Raw genomic sequence first — 16446 nt, 5'->3', positions numbered from 1 at the left:
TAACTCATATCTGACAATACGATATACAGTCTTGTAAGTAACTTGAACACCTTGTTTTTTTAGCTATTCTGTTATGGCTTAGTAACTCTGAAATCCTTGTCCTTGTGACAATTTCTTTTTTAAGATAATCATTATATCAGGAGGGATTGACCTTGGTTTTCCGGGTTCTTTTTTCCTTTCCAACAATGTTTTCAGTCCCCCCTCCCTGTATTGCTTGAGCCAGCGACTTATTGTTGTTTCACTTTTATTTAATTGTTAACAAAGTTCTTAGCGATTCTTAGCTTTTTTTTGAGTAATAATAGCATCCGCAATTCAGCTTAATTTAAAACATCTTTTTCATGTCGTATACGCTGTAGCAATTATTCCTTATTTTCTGTTATATTAATTTGCAAAGGACTAGCCATTTGTTTTTCCTCAATTCTCTCGCATCCTTTACCAAAATCATTGTATTATTAAGCTCATCTTTACAAAGACTTGGTATAAGTCTAACTAGAGCTTGAAATTCTCCATCATTTCCCACTAATCATAGGTTTGAATAAGCACAAAAGTCTTATTATTCCCATCCCACCTTTCCCAGACCATGGCCTACTCTCCCCGCCCACTGCCCCCCCGTTCACTCCCCGTACCAGCCACCGTTAGCCCCGCATTGAAAGAGGCGATCGCCCAGCCGTTGCAGGGGGCCATGGAAGCGATCAAACAGGTACCGGCCCTGGAAGATAAGCAAGCTTGGCAAGACTTGATTAATAGCTATGACCAAACCAGCGAGGTTTTATTTCAACAACTAAGACAACAATTTCCGGTGACCTTAACCCAGGAAAGCATTGCCGGGGTGAATGTTTATCGAGTGACTCCCCCGGTAATTAGTCCAACCAATGGCCAGAGAATTTTGGTGCATCTCCATGGCGGGGGCTATGCTTTGGCCGGAGGAGAATTGGCCACTGGGGAAGCAATTTTAGCGGCCCATTACGGCCAGATTGAAGTGATTAGCATCGATTACCGTCGACCTCCAGACTATCCTTTTCCCGCGGCCCTAGACGATGCTTTGGCTGTGTGGCGGGAGTTAGTAACAATCTATGAAGTTAGCCGCATGGGTCTGTTTGGTACTTCTGCCGGAGGCGGCCTATTGTTGGCTCTGGTTTGTCAACTGCGGCAACTTAATTTACCCCTACCAGCGGCGATCGCCCCCCTGTCCCCCTGGGTGGATTTGACCAAAACTGGAGATACCTACTTCACCAATGAATATGTTGACCGCACTGCCATCAGCTACGGCGGTTTACTGGCAGGTTTAGCCCAACTCTATGCTGGGGAATTGCCCCTTAACCATCCTTTTATTTCTCCCCTTTATAATGATTTAGAAGGCTTACCCCCCACCCTGCTCATTAGTGGCACCAGGGATTTAGTCTTGAGCGATACTGCTAGACTGCAAAGAAAGCTGCGGCAAAACAATAGGGTAGTAGATTTTCAACTATTTGAAGGGCTTTCTCATGCTGAATATCTCTACCAATTTGACGCACCGGAATCAGCAGAAGTTTTTGGGGAACTGAGCCAATTTTTTAACCGGCATTTACAATAGTAAAAGGGAGATAGTTTGTTATCTTGGGGGGGAAACAATTCCGTTTTTGCCCTTTGCTCTGCCCAGGAAGCGTTAATTATGTCTAACCGCCCAGGAAAGTTGTTTTTTGCCGGTTTGATGGGTTTGGCCCTGGCTTTTCCCTTTGGCATCTCCCCCTCCTATAGCTCCACGGTCAAATCTTCTTCCCAGTTAATCGCCCTCAAATTTCCCCAAGCTAATACTGACCGGGGACAAACGGTCACCAGTGGCGGCGGGGGAGTCAGACAAACTAGTGGTGGTAGTTGTTTAAATGAGGCCAAATTACCCTTTCAGCTTTTAATTCCTGGCGACTATAACCAAGGCAGCGGTTTCCACAATACTGCTAGCAAAGAGACTTTTATTTACGCTTATGTGCCTCCCCAGCCAGGACTGACAGCCCAGGTACAGTTGGCAGATCCCATTACTAAGGAGCAAAACCAAACAACTTTCACCGTGTCCAAGGAAGGGGGGATTGTTCGTTTCCCCGTTAGCTTGCCGGATAATGTCATTGAGGACAATTTTTATAATGTTACTTTGACCCTTATTTGTGATGCTAATAACACCGAGGACAATCTCACAGTGGAGTTGACGGTGAATTACACTCCCCTAGACCTGTCTCCCACCAACCCCGATTCTTCCCTAGCAAAGGCCGCTTTTTATGCCGAACAGGGCCTATGGTTGGACGCCCTCAATGCCCTAGCGGCGATCGCCAAGGAGGAACCCCAGGAATGGCAGGAATTTCTGGAGTCGGGGGGATTTGCGGCCTGGGCGGAGGCTCCGGTGGTGGAGTGTTGCCAAATGGTCAATACGTCTGCCTCGGCTAACTGACCCGAGGGGAAAATCAAAGGAAATACCAGAGAAGATTAATGGGTTGGAGTATACCGTCAGCTTGGAAAAAGTTTCTTTGGCAGTCTCGGGGGATCTGGATTGCGACCCCCACGGTGACGGCTATGGTAGTTTTGCTCCGCTTCACCGGCATTTTACAGGTGTTGGAATGGCAGAGCTACGATGCGGGGGTAAGGCTTTTACCAAGGCACGAAGATGATCGCATTGTCATTGTGGGCATTGATGAACAGGACGTTACCTACCTCAACACTCCGATCATTGACGACCAACTGCTGGCAAAAATCCTCACTAAGCTAAAGGAACAGCAACCAGCGGCGGTCGGGCTGGATCTCTATAGGGACTTACCCCTGCCACCGGGCACAGAGGAGTTAGCGGGAGTATTCACCAGCACCCCCAACTTGGTGGGCATTGAAAAAGTCGCAGGCAAACCAGGCATTGAAACGGTCAGTCCCCCGCCCTTATTGAAAGAAAATAATCAGGTGGGCGCTAATGATTTAATTATTGACGCTGATAACATTGTCCGCCGGGGTTTTATTTATTTGGTGCGGGATGGGGAACCCCACTACAGCTTTGGGCTACACCTAGCTTTGCGCTTCCTTGATAATGTCGGAATTGGGCCGGAGGCCATCAGCGAAGGCAGTGACGACTTCCGTTTAAATGAAGTGGTGTTTTCCCCCCTCCAGGCCGATAGCGGTGGTTATATCCGGGCTGATGACGGTGGTTTCCAGTTACTAATTGATTATCAATCAACCTTTCCCCAGGTTTCCCTCACCGATGTGTTGACGGACAAATTGCCGTCGGACTGGGGTAAAGACAAAATCATCCTGCTGGGGAAGGTGGGGGAAAGCTTTAAAGACCTATACTTCACCCCCAACAGCAATACATTGGGACTGTCTCGCGCGGTGCCTGGGGTAGAGATCCATGGCAACATCATTAGTCAAATCATTAGTGCGGGGGTTGACGGTCAACCGTTGCTCAAAAGTTGGTCTGAGCCGTTGGAATGGCTTTGGGTCGCGGTCTGGTCTTTCCTGGGGGCGGTAATTACCTGGCAGTTGCGCTATGCTACCCGACGTTCCGGGGGGCAGTGGCTACCGATCGCCGCCATTGTGGGCAGTTTAGGATCTTTACTGGCCATTACCTATGGGGCCTTGGTGATGGGATGGTGGCTACCGTTTATTCCCCCGATGTTGGGTTTATTAGGGTCAGGAGTATTTATTGTCACCTGGATGGCCCGGGCGGGGGTGCAGGTGCGCAACACCTTTGGTCGTTACTTGACCGATCAGGTGGTGGCCACCCTACTAGAAAATCCCGAAGGTCTCAAAATGGGTGGCGATCGCCGTCCAATCACCATCCTCACTTCAGATTTAAGGGGATTTACTAGCACCTCTGAAGGCCTCAACCCCGAGGAAGTGGTTAAGGTGCTGAACATCTACTTTGGCAAAATGGCCGATGTCATCACCAACCATGGCGGCACTATTGACGAATTTATGGGAGATGGTATTTTGGTTCTGTTCGGAGCCCCCACTTCCCAGGGCGATGATGCTCTGCGGGCGGTGGCCTGTGGGGTGGAAATGCAACTGGCCCTAAGGGAAGTCAATCAACAGGTGACGGGGCTGGGCTTACAACCCCTAGAAATGGGCATTGGCATCAATACCGGCGAAGTGGTGGTGGGCAACATCGGCTCTGAAAAGCGCACTAAATATGGCGTGGTGGGAGCCCAGGTCAATCTTACCTATCGCATTGAGTCCTACACCACCGGGGGACAAATTTTTATTTCCTCCACTACCCTAGAGGCCGCTGGCGATCGGGTTCAAGTCAACGGCCATAGAACGGTGCAACCTAAAGGAGTTAAAGATCCTGTGGTCATCTGGGACGTGGCTGGCGTAGGAGAACCCTATAATCTTTCCCTCGCCGTGGAAGAGCAAAAGTATTTATCTATTCCAGAGCCCCTATCGTTAGAATACGTCTGTCTGGAAGGAAAACACATCACCGACGCGGTAATAACCGGTACATTGCGGAAAATCTCCGCTAAGGGGGGGTTTATACAGATTTCCCCAAATCAGCACTGTCCAGAAAGTCTAACCAATATTAAAATTAACCTTAGGGAGACGGGGGCGCCAGCGACGGCACTCTACGCTAAGGTATTAGATTCAATCCCCGGAGAGAGCCACGGTTTTTACGTCCACTTTTCTGCAATGCCCACCGACATCGCTCAGCGTTTTCATCAACTCTATCAAGGAGCACTGGCCCAGCCCACGGCCATTGCCTCTGCTAAGGGGGGCTAGATTGTGGCCGCTAACCTAACCTTTCTTGGCTCCGGTTCTGCATTCACGGTGGGGGCGGATAATTTTCAATCTAATGCCATTCTCACCCTCGATAACGGCAAAAAATTTCTGATCGATTGTGGTACCGACATTCGTTTTTCCCTCCATGCCCTCGGCCTTAGCCACCAAGACATTACAGACATCTACGTCAGCCATCTCCACTCAGATCATGTGGGGGGGTTGGAATATGTCGGCTTTACCACCATGTTTGATCCTACCTGTGGTAAACCAAATTTATATTTGAGCCAGGACATTGCGGCGGATTTATGGGAGCGTTCCCTCGCCGGAGGGATGGAAGCCATTGAAGGGGGAATGACCAATGTTGATAATTATTTTCAAATCCATGCTTTGGGGCCAGGGGAAACTTTTACCTGGGAAAAGATCACTTTTCAATTAATTAAACTCAACCATGTGGATACAGGGTCGATGTTAATGCCTGCCTATGGTCTTTTTTTCACAGTCAATCACTCCCAAGTTTTCTTCAGCAACGACACCAAATTTAGCTACGATCGCCTGCAGGACTATTTCCATCGGGCCGATATCATTTTCCATGATTGCGAAATTTCCCCCTATCCTAGCCCTGTCCATGCCCACTACAACGAATTGCGGAAACTTCCCGCCGCTATCAAAGCTAAAATGTGGCTCTATGGCTACCAGCCGGGGCCCTTACCTCCCGCGTTGAAAGATGGCTTTCTTGGCTTTGTGAAGCGGGGTCAACGGTTTGAGCTAGTTTGACTTTCATCACCGGAGGCGAGTTCTAGATGGGATTTTGTGGAGTTTTAGCTTTAGTGAACGGAAAACCCCACTCTGTAATCACTCTGTAATCTTTGATTCAAGTCAAAAACTAATATTCATCCGTCGGCCGGCTAGTCCAACCAGTGAACGCTCCCAGGGTAGGGGCTGTGGCCTGGGGTTGAATACCCGCCACCATGTCATCCCAAGTGCCGGTTTGGGTAATCACCGTGTTGGAAGTGTTGGATCCACATCCCCCGGAATTACTCACCTGCCGGACCATGACCGTACCTCGCACACCGCCATTGCCGCCACTGCCAGACACCCCATACTCATAATTAGGACCGAGAATAAAGGCATCCATAAATGACCCACCAGCTAGGCAAATTTTCGGCAAATTACTCAAATTACTGGGCAGAGGAGCGCGACCATAAATATTAAAATCCGTCACTACATAATTACTGCAAGGAGTTTTGGCGCCGGTCGCTTCGTAGGGTATGGGGCACTCATGGACAATTTTGCCATTTCCCCCCAGGTCAAGATTGCCGGTCAAATGGAAAATAACCATGAAACGTTCACCACGGTTGGGATTGGTCACCCCAGCAACAGTGGGACGGGTATCTAGAGTCTCCACTCGCATTTCCTTGCCGCCTCCAAGGCTAATGGAACTGACGCAGTAAATATAGGCGGGCAAAGTATTACCGTTGTTTAAGGTGATATTGGTCCTAGCGTCAGTGTAGATGTTGTTGCCATCCCGCTGGGGCAAGGTCACATTGGCGTTAATGTTGCCCAGATTGTTACAACTGCCTGGTGCTGGGGGCAAAGCCGGCATATCGGCATTGGTGTACTTGGCAGTGTAAGTGCTTCCAGAGGGAAAGCTTACCCCTCCTAAATTGCCGCTACAGTCGTTTACAAGCACGTCCCCTGCAATGGTATTGTTGCCTGCCACGCTACCAGTGCTGGTGTTGGTAACCCATAAACCAGGAATGTTAAAGTTGTCCGGGGGCCCTGGTTTGATGGGGATTTTTACTTCAACCCGGGAGACGGCCGCACTCGGTTGCCCTGGATTGACAGAGCCTTCCACCGTTAACACTCCCACTCCGCCATTGGGGACGGGAACTTTACCGGGGGGCAAGACCGCACCACTGGCATCTGTATATTTGTAGCCAACTAAACGGAAACGCCCTTGGGGTAAAGTCTGCCAATCAGCGGAATTGGAAATGGCACGGACATCGGTTAGGAAAGCATCGTCGATTAATTTACAGGCCACATTATTACCTGACCAGTTGCGAATTTGGGTTTCAGTTAAATTTTGCCAATTGGGGACAACAGTTCCAGTGCCGGTGCTGGTGTCTGTACAACTCTGTCCTGATGTTCGCAGGGGTAAATCTCGGCAAGCAGGGAGGGTGGCCAAAAAACGTCTTTGGGGTTCGTTGAGCAGATTGGTAACCCTTGCTACACCGGCTTCGGCCGCATTTTGGGCTTGGGAAGTGGCGGCTTTGTTGATGGAGTCATTTTGTTGAAACATTGACCTCTGCATGATGACAATGCCAATGACCGTCAGTACCAGACCGACCATGATCACCATGGGCATGACAAAACCACGGCTATTAGCAGGACGGCGGTGGGCAAAAATTATTAAGCGGAAAAATTTTTCAGGATTCATAAGGGGTACCCAACCTAACTCAGGGAGCTTCTTCAGCCCATTAAAATTCTGATCGGGTTTACTGGGCTACCTTCCATTATCATTGGGATTGAAGCAATGGCAAGCTAATTTTTATGACGGCGATCGCCAAAAGTAAAGATAATTCAGCAATTACCGAAGGCCACTACAAACCCTAATTTAAAGTTCAGTAAATATAGCTAGAAAAGCCAAGCATTTTTGACAAAGTACTATTTAAATAGCACAAAGAGCGGGGTTATGCGTTCCGCTCAGGATTGAGATTGAATGATCTACGACGGGCTGTCAAACATTGTGATACCATGGGCAAAAGAAAGGAAAAACGTCCCCGATCGCCTTTTGTAGCATGGAGTAGGGCGTTGCCCCGACCCGTTCAACCACGAGTCCCTATAGATGAAATTGCCAAGAAGTATGCCTAAAAAGTTCTTAACAGTCCTCGCTGGCCTTTTGCTAGTGGTCTCCAGTTTCTTTTTGTCCGTTAGCCCCGCCGCCGCCGCCAGTGCAACGGTAAAAATGGGTTCTGACGGTGGAGCCCTCGCCTTTGAACCCAGCACCGTCACCATTAAAGCCGGGGACGAAGTCAAATGGGTTAACAACAAGCTCTCTCCCCACAATGTTGTCTTTGCCGCTGGCGATGGTGTAGACGATGCCGCCGCTGCTAAACTCTCCCACAAAGGTTTGGCCTTTGCCGCTGGCGAAAGTTTCACCTCCACCTTCACTGAGCCTGGCACCTACACCTACTACTGTGAACCTCACCGCGGGGCTGGCATGGTAGGCAAAGTTGTCGTTGAGTAATAGTTAATAGTCATCCGTTGTTGATTTAAGCCCAATGCCATGGGGCCTATCTCTAACTCCCTCAGCTTCCCCAAATAGTAGGGAAAATAAAATCTCCCTTGCTGATCGGGGATTGGGGGCAACGGATCGAAAGTCTACAAAACAGATTCTTTACTAAAGCCATCTACTTAGAAAAACTTCTGCGTTTTGGCGATCGCGTCTTCTAACCAAGGTGCGATTTTTTGTCTATTAGTTTGTACGTTAATGCTCTTTTGTTGCTTGATTTCGCCCAAGCTTTTCCTGATATTTGGGATCTTCCGTGCCCAAAATTTTATCCCAGAAAGTGAAATATAATCCATAGTTGGCGTTGTGTTTGAGGTGATGCAGGGAATGATGGGCCGTGCCAATAAAGTATTTTCCTAACCAATGGTGAGGAAAGGTTAAAGGCAGGCGATCGATACCTAAATGATTAATTACTGACCAAATTGTCATGGTTATTAATATTGCTAATAAAGTGAAAAAATGGAGGGGAATTAAGGAAACAACAACAATTAGAAAAAATGACTGCACGATCGCCTCTGGTAAATCGAAGGCAAAGGAAGTAAGGGGCGTTGGGTAACGAGAACAGTGATGCCCTTGATGGAACAAAGGAAATAATAGGTGGTGGTGGAAAAGGCGATGGGTAAAGTAAAAATAGGTATCTTGTAATAGCAAAACTAAAATATAACTTACGCCTAAATACCACAATCCATGCTGATAGGGATCAAGGTATAAACGATTCATTTTCCAGCCATAACTCGAAAAAATAAAGGCGGCCGCCAGAGCAAAAACCATTGCTGAAATTACAGAAAGTTTTATATCTTTACGAATTGATGACCAGGGAGGAATATTAATTGGGAATTGGCTACTGATTAATGATTGACCCCATGGAGAATAAAAAAACGCATAGGTTCCCCCGGCAATGAGGAAATACCTGAGCAAAATAATGACAAAAAATATAAGTCCGTAAATTCCAAATGAGTGATCCATAAATTAGGCTGATAATGCCATAACAAGTTAATTAATATTTGTCTAAAAGTGCATTTGTGAATTTCTCCAGCATAGGGTGATTTAGAGGGGGGAATCAAAGTTCATCAATCGGTTCCAAAATTTCCCAGCGTAGGTTATGGATATGTAAAGCAAAATCCAAAAAAGTTAGACTAAAGACTAGAATAAAGTTTTTAGCCCTGCTACCATTTTAGTGCTCCGCCATGACCCTTCGATCGCCAGTGGAATTCCAAGATCAATTTGATGTCATCGTGGTGGGGGCGGGCCATGCGGGTTGTGAAGCAGCCTTGGCTACGGCTCGGTTGGGCTGTCGCACCCTACTATTAACCCTCAACCTAGACCGCATTGCTTGGCAACCCTGTAACCCGGCGGTGGGAGGGCCGGCCAAATCCCAGTTGACCCATGAAGTAGATGCGCTGGGGGGAGAAATTGGCAAAATGGCTGACCGCACCTATCTGCAAAAACGGGTATTAAATATTTCTCGGGGGCCGGCGGTATGGGCCCTGCGGGCTCAAACGGATAAGCGAGAATATGCCGCAGTGATGAAAAATATTGTGGAAAATCAACCCAATCTATCCATTCGGGAAGGGATGGTGACGGATTTGGTGCTGGGGCAAAATGATGAGATTCAAGGTGTGCAAACCTACTTTGGCGCCTGCTTTGGGGCCCAGTCTGTGGTGATTACGACGGGGACTTTCCTGGGGGGGAAAATTTGGATTGGCAATAAATCTATGCCAGCGGGGCGGGCCGGCGAGTTTGCCGCAGTGGGATTGACGGAAACCTTGAACACGTTGGGCTTTGAAACGGGACGGTTAAAAACCGGGACTCCGGCCAGGGTAGACCGGCGATCGGTAGACTATAGCAAATTAGAGCCCCAACCCCCCGACGACCAAGTAAGTTGGTTTAGCTTTGACCCGGCGGTATGGGTGGAACGGGAGCAAATGAATTGTTACCTAACCAGAACAACAGCTAAAACCCATCAATTAATTAAAGATAATCTCCACCTGTCCCCCATTTATGGTGGCTTTATTGACTCCAAAGGGCCCCGTTATTGTCCTTCCATCGAAGACAAAATTGTTCGTTTTGCCGATAAAGAAAGCCATCAAATTTTCATCGAGCCGGAAGGTCGAGACATTCCTGAACTGTATATCCAAGGATTTTCCACAGGGCTACCGGAAAATGTGCAATTAGCCATGTTACGAACTTTGCCTGGGCTAGAAAGTTGCGTCATGTTGCGGCCTGCCTACGCAGTAGAATATGACTTTTTACCGGCGACCCAATGCTACCCCAGTTTAATGACCAAAAAAGTAGCGGGGCTATTCTGTGCTGGGCAAATTAATGGCACCACTGGCTATGAAGAAGCGGCGGCCCAGGGTCTGGTAGCGGGCATCAATGCGGCACGCCATTGTCAGGGAAAATCGTTGATCATCTTCTCCCGAGAAGAAAGCTATCTCGGCACTTTAATTGACGATTTATGTACCAAAGATTTGCGGGAACCTTACCGGATGCTCACCAGCCGTTCTGAGTATCGCTTAATTTTGCGTTCTGACAATGCCGATCAAAGGTTAACTCCTTTGGGACGGGACATTGGCTTAATTGACGATCGCCGTTGGAGTCTATTCCAAAACAAACAGAATAACATTACGGCGGAAAAGGAAAGGCTTTACAGTACCCGCATTAAGGAACAGGACGAAGTAGGTAAAGAGATTACCGACTATACCCAACAAAAAATTAAAGGTTCCATCGTTTTGGCAGATTTACTGCGGCGGCCGGGCTTCCACTACCCAGATTTAGAAAAATTTCAGTTAGGGAATGGGGAATTAAAATCAGAAGAAAAAACCAGCGTAGAAATCGAAATTAAATATTCTGGCTACATTAAACGGCAACAAACCCAAATTGAACAGGTGAGTCGCCATAGCCAAAAACGTTTACCGGCCAGTCTTGATTATATGACCATTGAAACCCTGTCTATGGAAGCGAGGGAAAAGTTAAACCAATTTAAACCCCTCACAATTGGCCAGGCCGGCCGCATTGGGGGCGTTAATCCCGCCGACATCAATGCTCTTTTGGTGTACCTGGAAACTCAACTCAGGCGATCGGTTTCCCCCTGAGGCATTTGAATTACGGGCGCAGGGTTTAGAGGCAACTTGATCACCATTGTTGTCCCCTTTTCGGGCACTGATATCACCTGTATGGTTCCTCCCTGGAACTCTACATAGCGTTTAACAATGCTCAGTCCCAAACCAGTGCCGGGCACATTCCCCACATTACTAGCACGGTGGAAAGCTTCAAACAGTTTTTCCCGATCCTGGGGAGGAATGCCAATGCCTTCATCCTGCACTTGGAAAAGTAAGTGATCTTCATCTCTACTAATGTCTAAGGTAACAGTACTGCCCGGAGCTGAATATTTAATTGCATTACTTAAAACATTTTCCAAAGTATGGCGGAGCAGTCTCACATCCACTAGGGAGCGTTCATCAGGCTTGAGATGGTAGTTAAACTCCAGATTGTGTTCACTACCCAAGCCACAGCTAAAATCCTCGATTAAATCGTTCCCTAAGTTCCTTAGGTTAGTATTGTCTAGCTCAATTTCTAGTTTATTGGCGTCGTAGCGGCTGATGGAAAGTACATCATCAATTAACTGTTTTAGCCGTTGGCTAGCATTTTGAATATTATTAATGTAGTGTTGTTTTTTTTCTAAAGAGAGGCGGTCAAAATATTTGGACAATAACTCTCCAAAACCGATAATAGAAGTTAAAGGGGTGCGAAATTCATGGGAAACAATATCGACAAATTGAGTTTTGGCTTCATTTAACTCCCGTTCTTTGACCAATGATCTCAGGGTTTCAATTTCCGCTCGCTTAATGTCGGTAATGTCTTGACCAAATACTACTACCCGAGCAGTGTCCGATAGATCATCCACCAAAAATTCCACCGTTTGCGCCCAAATTTGTGTGCCGTCTTTTTTTTCCATAGAAAAAATAGTCCACTCTCCTAGGTTAAAACGTTCCTGCTCTAGGTTTTCTGCATGTTCTTCTCGGTAAATTTTCTGCCATAGTAGGGGATCTTCATACATTTCCCGAGGAGTGTAACCAGTTAAAGTTTCAAAAGAAGGATTAATGTAATACCATTGACTAAAATTCACCGTTCTCATACCAAAGAAAATTGGCAAATTCTCCACAATACAACGTAGGGTAGCTTCGTTATCTTGAATAATTTGTAACTGCTGTTTTTGCTCAGTTATATCTTGAATTAAGGCAAGTATATTAATTTCATTTTCTGAGGTAATCAGGGCAGTGGAAATTTCAATGGTACGTAAAACTCCATCCCGACGGATAATTTGCCACTCTTCCTTGACCATGTCCATCCCCAAAGTCACCGCCTTCATTCTGGATCTGGCGGCCTTTTGGGGCTGCCCATAGGAATAAAGAGTTTCATACCAGCCATATTGGTTAATTTCTGCTTTACTATAGCCAGTGATGCTTTCCATCATCGGATTCCAAACAGTGAATTGCAAGAAGGGAAACTGCTCAATTTCATGGCAAACAAATAGTCCTTCCACCATTTTTTCCAATAGTTGCTGACGAAAGTAATTTTCCCTTTGCAATTGGGCTTGAATTGTTTTTTGCAGGGTTATATCGTGGACTATGCACTGAACAATCGAATGATTTTCATAGGTAATTACACTGGCAGAAATATCAACGGAAATTAATTCTCCAGATTTTTTTGCAAGTTTGACGTCGGTTAATTCGGCGATTTGTTCTCTTCTAAGAGTGCGCCAAAAGTGTCTTTGCTGGGCATGAAATTCCGGCGGTAATAGTTCAAAGTTTAGTAAAGACTGCCCAATTAATTCTTCTTGGCTATAACCACTTAACTCCACGGCTCGATAATTTACTTCTAGGACAATAAAATCAATCGTGATTAAAATAATTGCGTCGCTGGCATCCCGCACCAGGGCTCGATATTTTGCTTCCTGGGTCGTAAGGGTAATACTCACCTGCTCTTTTTCAATGATTTCCTGTAACAGTTGACTATTGCTAGTTTCCAACTCATTAGTTCTTTCTTCAATCAGCACTTCTAGATTTTCATTAATTGTTTTTAGTTGAAGTTCTGCTTGCTTACGTTCAGTAATGTCAGAAAAAGTAACCACTACCTCCTGAATAGTATTTTCGTTATAAGATTGAGGATAGGCATTAATATATGCCCAAAGTACCCGATCAATATCGGAACGGTAAATCCCCATTTCAAAATTTTTACAAGGCAATTGATTGGCTAAAACCTGGGCCACGGGAAACTCTTCTTTTTTGAGTTTGTTTCCTGTCGCATCAAAAAACATCCACTGTTCATCTTCTATATTTCTGCCTTCTAAATCTGTTAAACCGAGGAAAGCTTCTGCCCTAGGATTGGCATAAACAATTTCGGTATTGGCATTATGCACTATTACTCCATTATCAAGATTTTCCAACAGACGGTAATATTTATCTTTATTTTCCCGCAGTTCATCCTCCATGCGTTTGCGGTCGCTAATATCCCGTAGGGAAACTAATTTTGCCGATTGTCCATACCAAGTAATCTCAGTTACACTAACATCAACGGTATAAATAGTACCATCGTCCACTGATAAGCTAAATTCCGTATTTTCCACTGGGCTGCAAATGGTTCCCACTAGCTCTTCCAAGGTACAGTTGAGCAATTTCACTGCTTGGGCATTGGCATAACAAATATAATTATCTTGGTCTAATACCAATAGCCCGTCGCTAATGCTAGCAAAAATATCTCGGAAATTAGCCTCGCTATTCCTGATAGCCTGTTCTGTTTGAGCCCATTCTGAAATATCCCGACAATCGTAAAGATAAACACCGCCGTTAATGGCAACTTTTTTAAGATTGATGAGTAGAGAGTGAATTTTGCCTTGCTTATCCTGAATGGTGTGCTGTAAATTTTGCAATTCTCCTTTCTCTTTTAGTTCATACTCGTTAATATTAAAATCACCCAGAAGTATTTTAATATTTTCCATGGCATTTACTTCTGCCACAGAATAACCAAAAATTGTGTCAATATTGGGACAAATAAAAGTAAACTTTCCGACCAAATCAGTAACAAAAACAGTATCAGAAATGTTAGCTAAAATCATTCGACTAATTTGTTCTATCTTACTATTATTTTCGTCAACACAAACAGATTTAGCTAAATTTTCTAAGTGACCATCGTAGTATTCTAGGGTTTGTTTCTGCTGAAAAAGTTGTAAATAAATTTTAGCTTTGGTTCGGAGAAAATATTCATTAGGTGGTTGCTCAAGAAAATCAATCACGCCCAAAGTATCGACTTCGGCCATTGCCCTAGTAATGAATCCTTGGCGAGCCAGAAAAATAATTGGCGTTTGTTCCGCCAAGGGAAAAGAACGAATGATTTTAGCGGTATTTAACCCGTCTAACTCATGCATTTCCCCAGCCAAAATCATTAAAGCAAACTCTGTGGTAGCGGCGGTGGCGATCGCCTCTTGGCCAGAGTGAGCTGTGATAATTTCCACCGGTACGGAACCCAGGGCCTGGGACAAGGCAGCAAGATTTTCCTGGTGCTCATCCACTAACAAGACTTTAGGGCTAGGAATGATAGACATGGGTTCCAAGGTCAAACATTAATTAAGACAAGGAAAATTCCATTCTTCAGGAGATGGGAGCCTTGCCCGCGGGCGGTGGACTATCCCCTGCATTAAAATGTTAGTCTCTAACGATTTTTGAATTTTCAAAGTTCCCTATGACCACTTTAACGCCCATCCATGTCATCGGTGGAGGCTTAGCAGGTACGGAGGCCGCCTGGCAAGTTGCCCAAGCAGGAGTTCCAGTTATTCTGACGGAAATGCGCCCTGAACGCCTGAGCCCAGCCCACCATAGTCAGGATTTGGCGGAGTTGGTCTGCAGTAATTCCTTTGGCGCTAAAGCTGGCGATCGGGCGGCGGGACTTTTACAGACAGAATTACGACAGTTAAATTCTCTGATTATTGCCACTGCAGATCGCCATGCGGTGCCAGCAGGGGGCGCTTTAGCGGTGGACCGGGGGGGTTTTAGCCAGTCTTTGACAGAACAAGTGGCCAGCCATCCCTTGGTGGAATTACGGCGGGGGGAAGTAACAGAAATTCCCAGGGAAGGTATTACGGTTCTAACTACAGGGCCCCTCACCAGTCCGGCGCTAACGGAGGATTTACAGCGGTTTACTGGCATGGCATACCTCAGCTTTTTTGATGCGGCCAGTCCCATTGTGGTGGGGGACTCCATCGATAAAGAAGTGGCTTTTTTTGCTTCCCGCTATGACAAGGGAGAGGCGGCCTACCTCAACTGTCCCTTTAACCGAGACCAGTATCTCGATTTTTGGCAGGCATTGTGCAACGCGGAGCAGGCTCCTCTGAAGGATTTCGACCGGGAAACGGCCAAGTTTTTTGAGGGTTGTTTGCCCATAGAAGAGTTGGCCCAACGAGGGGAGGACACCATGCGTTACGGCCCGTTAAAACCCGTTGGTCTATTTGATGCCCGTTTGGGTGACTTCCGAGATCCAGCTAATAAAGGTAAAAAGCCCTACGCAGTGGTGCAATTACGCCAGGAAGATAAGGCCGGACAATTGTGGAATATGGTGGGTTTCCAAACTAATTTGCGCTGGGGAGAACAGGGAAGGGTATTTCGCCTAATTCCTGGTTTAGAAAAGGCTGAGTTTGTCCGCATGGGGGTAATGCACCGCAATACTTTTATTAATTCGCCCCAACTCCTGACTTCCAGTCTCCATTTTGGCGATCGCCAAAGCCTATTTGCGGCGGGGCAGTTAGTGGGAACGGAAGGTTATGCCGCCGCTACGGCTGGGGGATGGTTAGCAGGCACCAATGCGGCCCGGTTGGCGTTGGGTTTGCCTTTGCTCACATTGCCCGTCACCACCATGATGGGAGCTTTATTTAACTTCATCAGTTCCGCTTCCCCCAAACATTTCCAACCCATGCCGCCCAATTTTGGCATTTTACCGGAATTGCCCCAGCGTATCCGCAATAAGCAAGAACGTTACGGCCAATATCGAGACCGGGCTTTGGCTGATTTACAAACCTGGCAAGCTAGCATCCAAGGTCTAGCAACATGTCGAGTTTAGGCGTTAGTTTTCTCGGGCTTCCCTACGGTACAACGATGCCGGATTGGCTCCATATATCCGGCAAATTTCAAGCAAAGTAATAGTTGATAATGGCGATGGCGATCGCCTTTTGCACAGCCAGCAACGGCGGCCAGAGAGAACATCGGTTCACCTATCGAACTTACGTCAAACTAGTAAATTCCCAATTCGGCAGACTCGGCGGTAATCCGCCCAGGGCTAGGGGGTTGTCGTAATTATGAGAATTACGTTACATTTAGTTAAGATTTTGTTACAAAAGTCTATTGTCAACAAGATTAATCAATTCCACGGCGTCGGGGGGCTAA

11 protein-coding genes and 1 pseudogene are annotated in these 16446 nt (G+C 46.5%); 7 read left to right on the top strand and 5 right to left on the bottom strand.

The window, feature by feature from the left end; genetic code table 11:
• Positions 1 to 78: 78 nt before the first annotated feature.
• Positions 79 to 240 (bottom strand): annotated as a pseudogene (locus tag IQE94_RS18860) (helix-turn-helix domain-containing protein); the annotation flags it as partial.
• Positions 241 to 580: 340 nt separating this feature from the next.
• On the opposite strand from IQE94_RS18860, the gene IQE94_RS08945 reads away from it, so the two are divergent.
• The 4 genes from IQE94_RS08945 to IQE94_RS08930 all read left to right on the top strand — a co-directional run bounded on the left by IQE94_RS08945 (position 581) and on the right by IQE94_RS08930 (position 5496).
• A complete protein-coding gene (locus tag IQE94_RS08945; RefSeq protein ID WP_212717598.1) occupies positions 581 to 1573 on the top strand; it encodes an alpha/beta hydrolase in 993 nt (330 codons plus the stop codon).
• A 78-nt stretch (positions 1574 to 1651) separates the two neighbouring features.
• Positions 1652 to 2419 carry a DUF928 domain-containing protein gene (locus IQE94_RS08940; protein WP_212717599.1) on the top strand — a complete coding sequence of 256 codons (768 nt, stop codon included), beginning with the start codon at positions 1652 to 1654 and terminating at the stop codon, positions 2417 to 2419.
• Between the two features lie 122 nt (positions 2420 to 2541).
• A complete protein-coding gene (locus IQE94_RS08935; RefSeq protein WP_255611273.1) occupies positions 2542 to 4722 on the top strand; it encodes a CHASE2 domain-containing protein in 2181 nt (726 codons plus the stop codon).
• A gap of 3 nt (positions 4723 to 4725) precedes the next feature.
• A complete protein-coding gene (locus IQE94_RS08930) occupies positions 4726 to 5496 on the top strand; it encodes an MBL fold metallo-hydrolase (protein ID WP_212717601.1) in 771 nt (256 codons plus the stop codon).
• A 109-nt stretch (positions 5497 to 5605) separates the two neighbouring features.
• On the opposite strand, the gene IQE94_RS08925 is transcribed toward IQE94_RS08930, so the two are convergent.
• The gene (locus IQE94_RS08925; protein WP_212717602.1) at positions 5606 to 7159 is read right to left on the bottom strand and encodes a hypothetical protein; all 1554 of its coding nucleotides are present in this window, start codon (positions 7157 to 7159) and stop codon (positions 5606 to 5608) included.
• 426 nt (positions 7160 to 7585) lie between these two features.
• Here IQE94_RS08925 and petE point away from each other — a divergent pair, with 426 nt between their 5' ends.
• Positions 7586 to 7969, top strand: coding sequence for a plastocyanin (petE, locus tag IQE94_RS08920; RefSeq protein ID WP_223341769.1), 384 nt, complete (start codon positions 7586 to 7588; stop codon positions 7967 to 7969).
• Positions 7970 to 8209: 240 nt separating this feature from the next.
• On the opposite strand, the gene IQE94_RS08915 is transcribed toward petE, so the two are convergent.
• A complete protein-coding gene (locus IQE94_RS08915) occupies positions 8210 to 8977 on the bottom strand; it encodes a sterol desaturase family protein (protein ID WP_212717604.1) in 768 nt (255 codons plus the stop codon).
• A gap of 221 nt (positions 8978 to 9198) precedes the next feature.
• Here IQE94_RS08915 and mnmG point away from each other — a divergent pair, with 221 nt between their 5' ends.
• A complete protein-coding gene (gene mnmG / locus IQE94_RS08910; protein ID WP_212717605.1) occupies positions 9199 to 11106 on the top strand; it encodes a tRNA uridine-5-carboxymethylaminomethyl(34) synthesis enzyme MnmG in 1908 nt (635 codons plus the stop codon).
• On the opposite strand, the gene IQE94_RS08905 is transcribed toward mnmG, so the two are convergent.
• The gene (locus IQE94_RS08905; protein WP_223341768.1) at positions 11079 to 14615 is read right to left on the bottom strand and encodes a PAS domain S-box protein; all 3537 of its coding nucleotides are present in this window, start codon (positions 14613 to 14615) and stop codon (positions 11079 to 11081) included. The genes mnmG and IQE94_RS08905 overlap by 28 nt on opposite strands.
• A 137-nt stretch (positions 14616 to 14752) precedes the next feature.
• Between IQE94_RS08905 and trmFO the strand changes: the two genes are divergently transcribed.
• Positions 14753 to 16123 carry an FADH(2)-oxidizing methylenetetrahydrofolate--tRNA-(uracil(54)-C(5))-methyltransferase TrmFO gene (gene trmFO, locus IQE94_RS08900; protein WP_212717609.1) on the top strand — a complete coding sequence of 457 codons (1371 nt, stop codon included), beginning with the start codon at positions 14753 to 14755 and terminating at the stop codon, positions 16121 to 16123.
• On the opposite strand, the gene IQE94_RS08895 is transcribed toward trmFO, so the two are convergent.
• Positions 16120 to 16266 (bottom strand): hypothetical protein, encoded by a 147-nt coding sequence (locus IQE94_RS08895; protein WP_212717611.1) that lies wholly within the window; start codon positions 16264 to 16266, stop codon positions 16120 to 16122. The two genes, trmFO and IQE94_RS08895, sit on opposite strands and share 4 nt — an antisense overlap.
• Positions 16267 to 16446: the final 180 nt, after the last annotated feature.

Source organism: Synechocystis sp. PCC 7339 (genome assembly GCF_019924095.1).
Classification (GTDB): Bacteria; Cyanobacteriota; Cyanobacteriia; order Cyanobacteriales; family Microcystaceae; genus Synechocystis.
The sequence above is the reverse complement of the archived record's forward strand: the minus strand, read 5'-3'. Positions and strand labels throughout refer to the sequence as shown.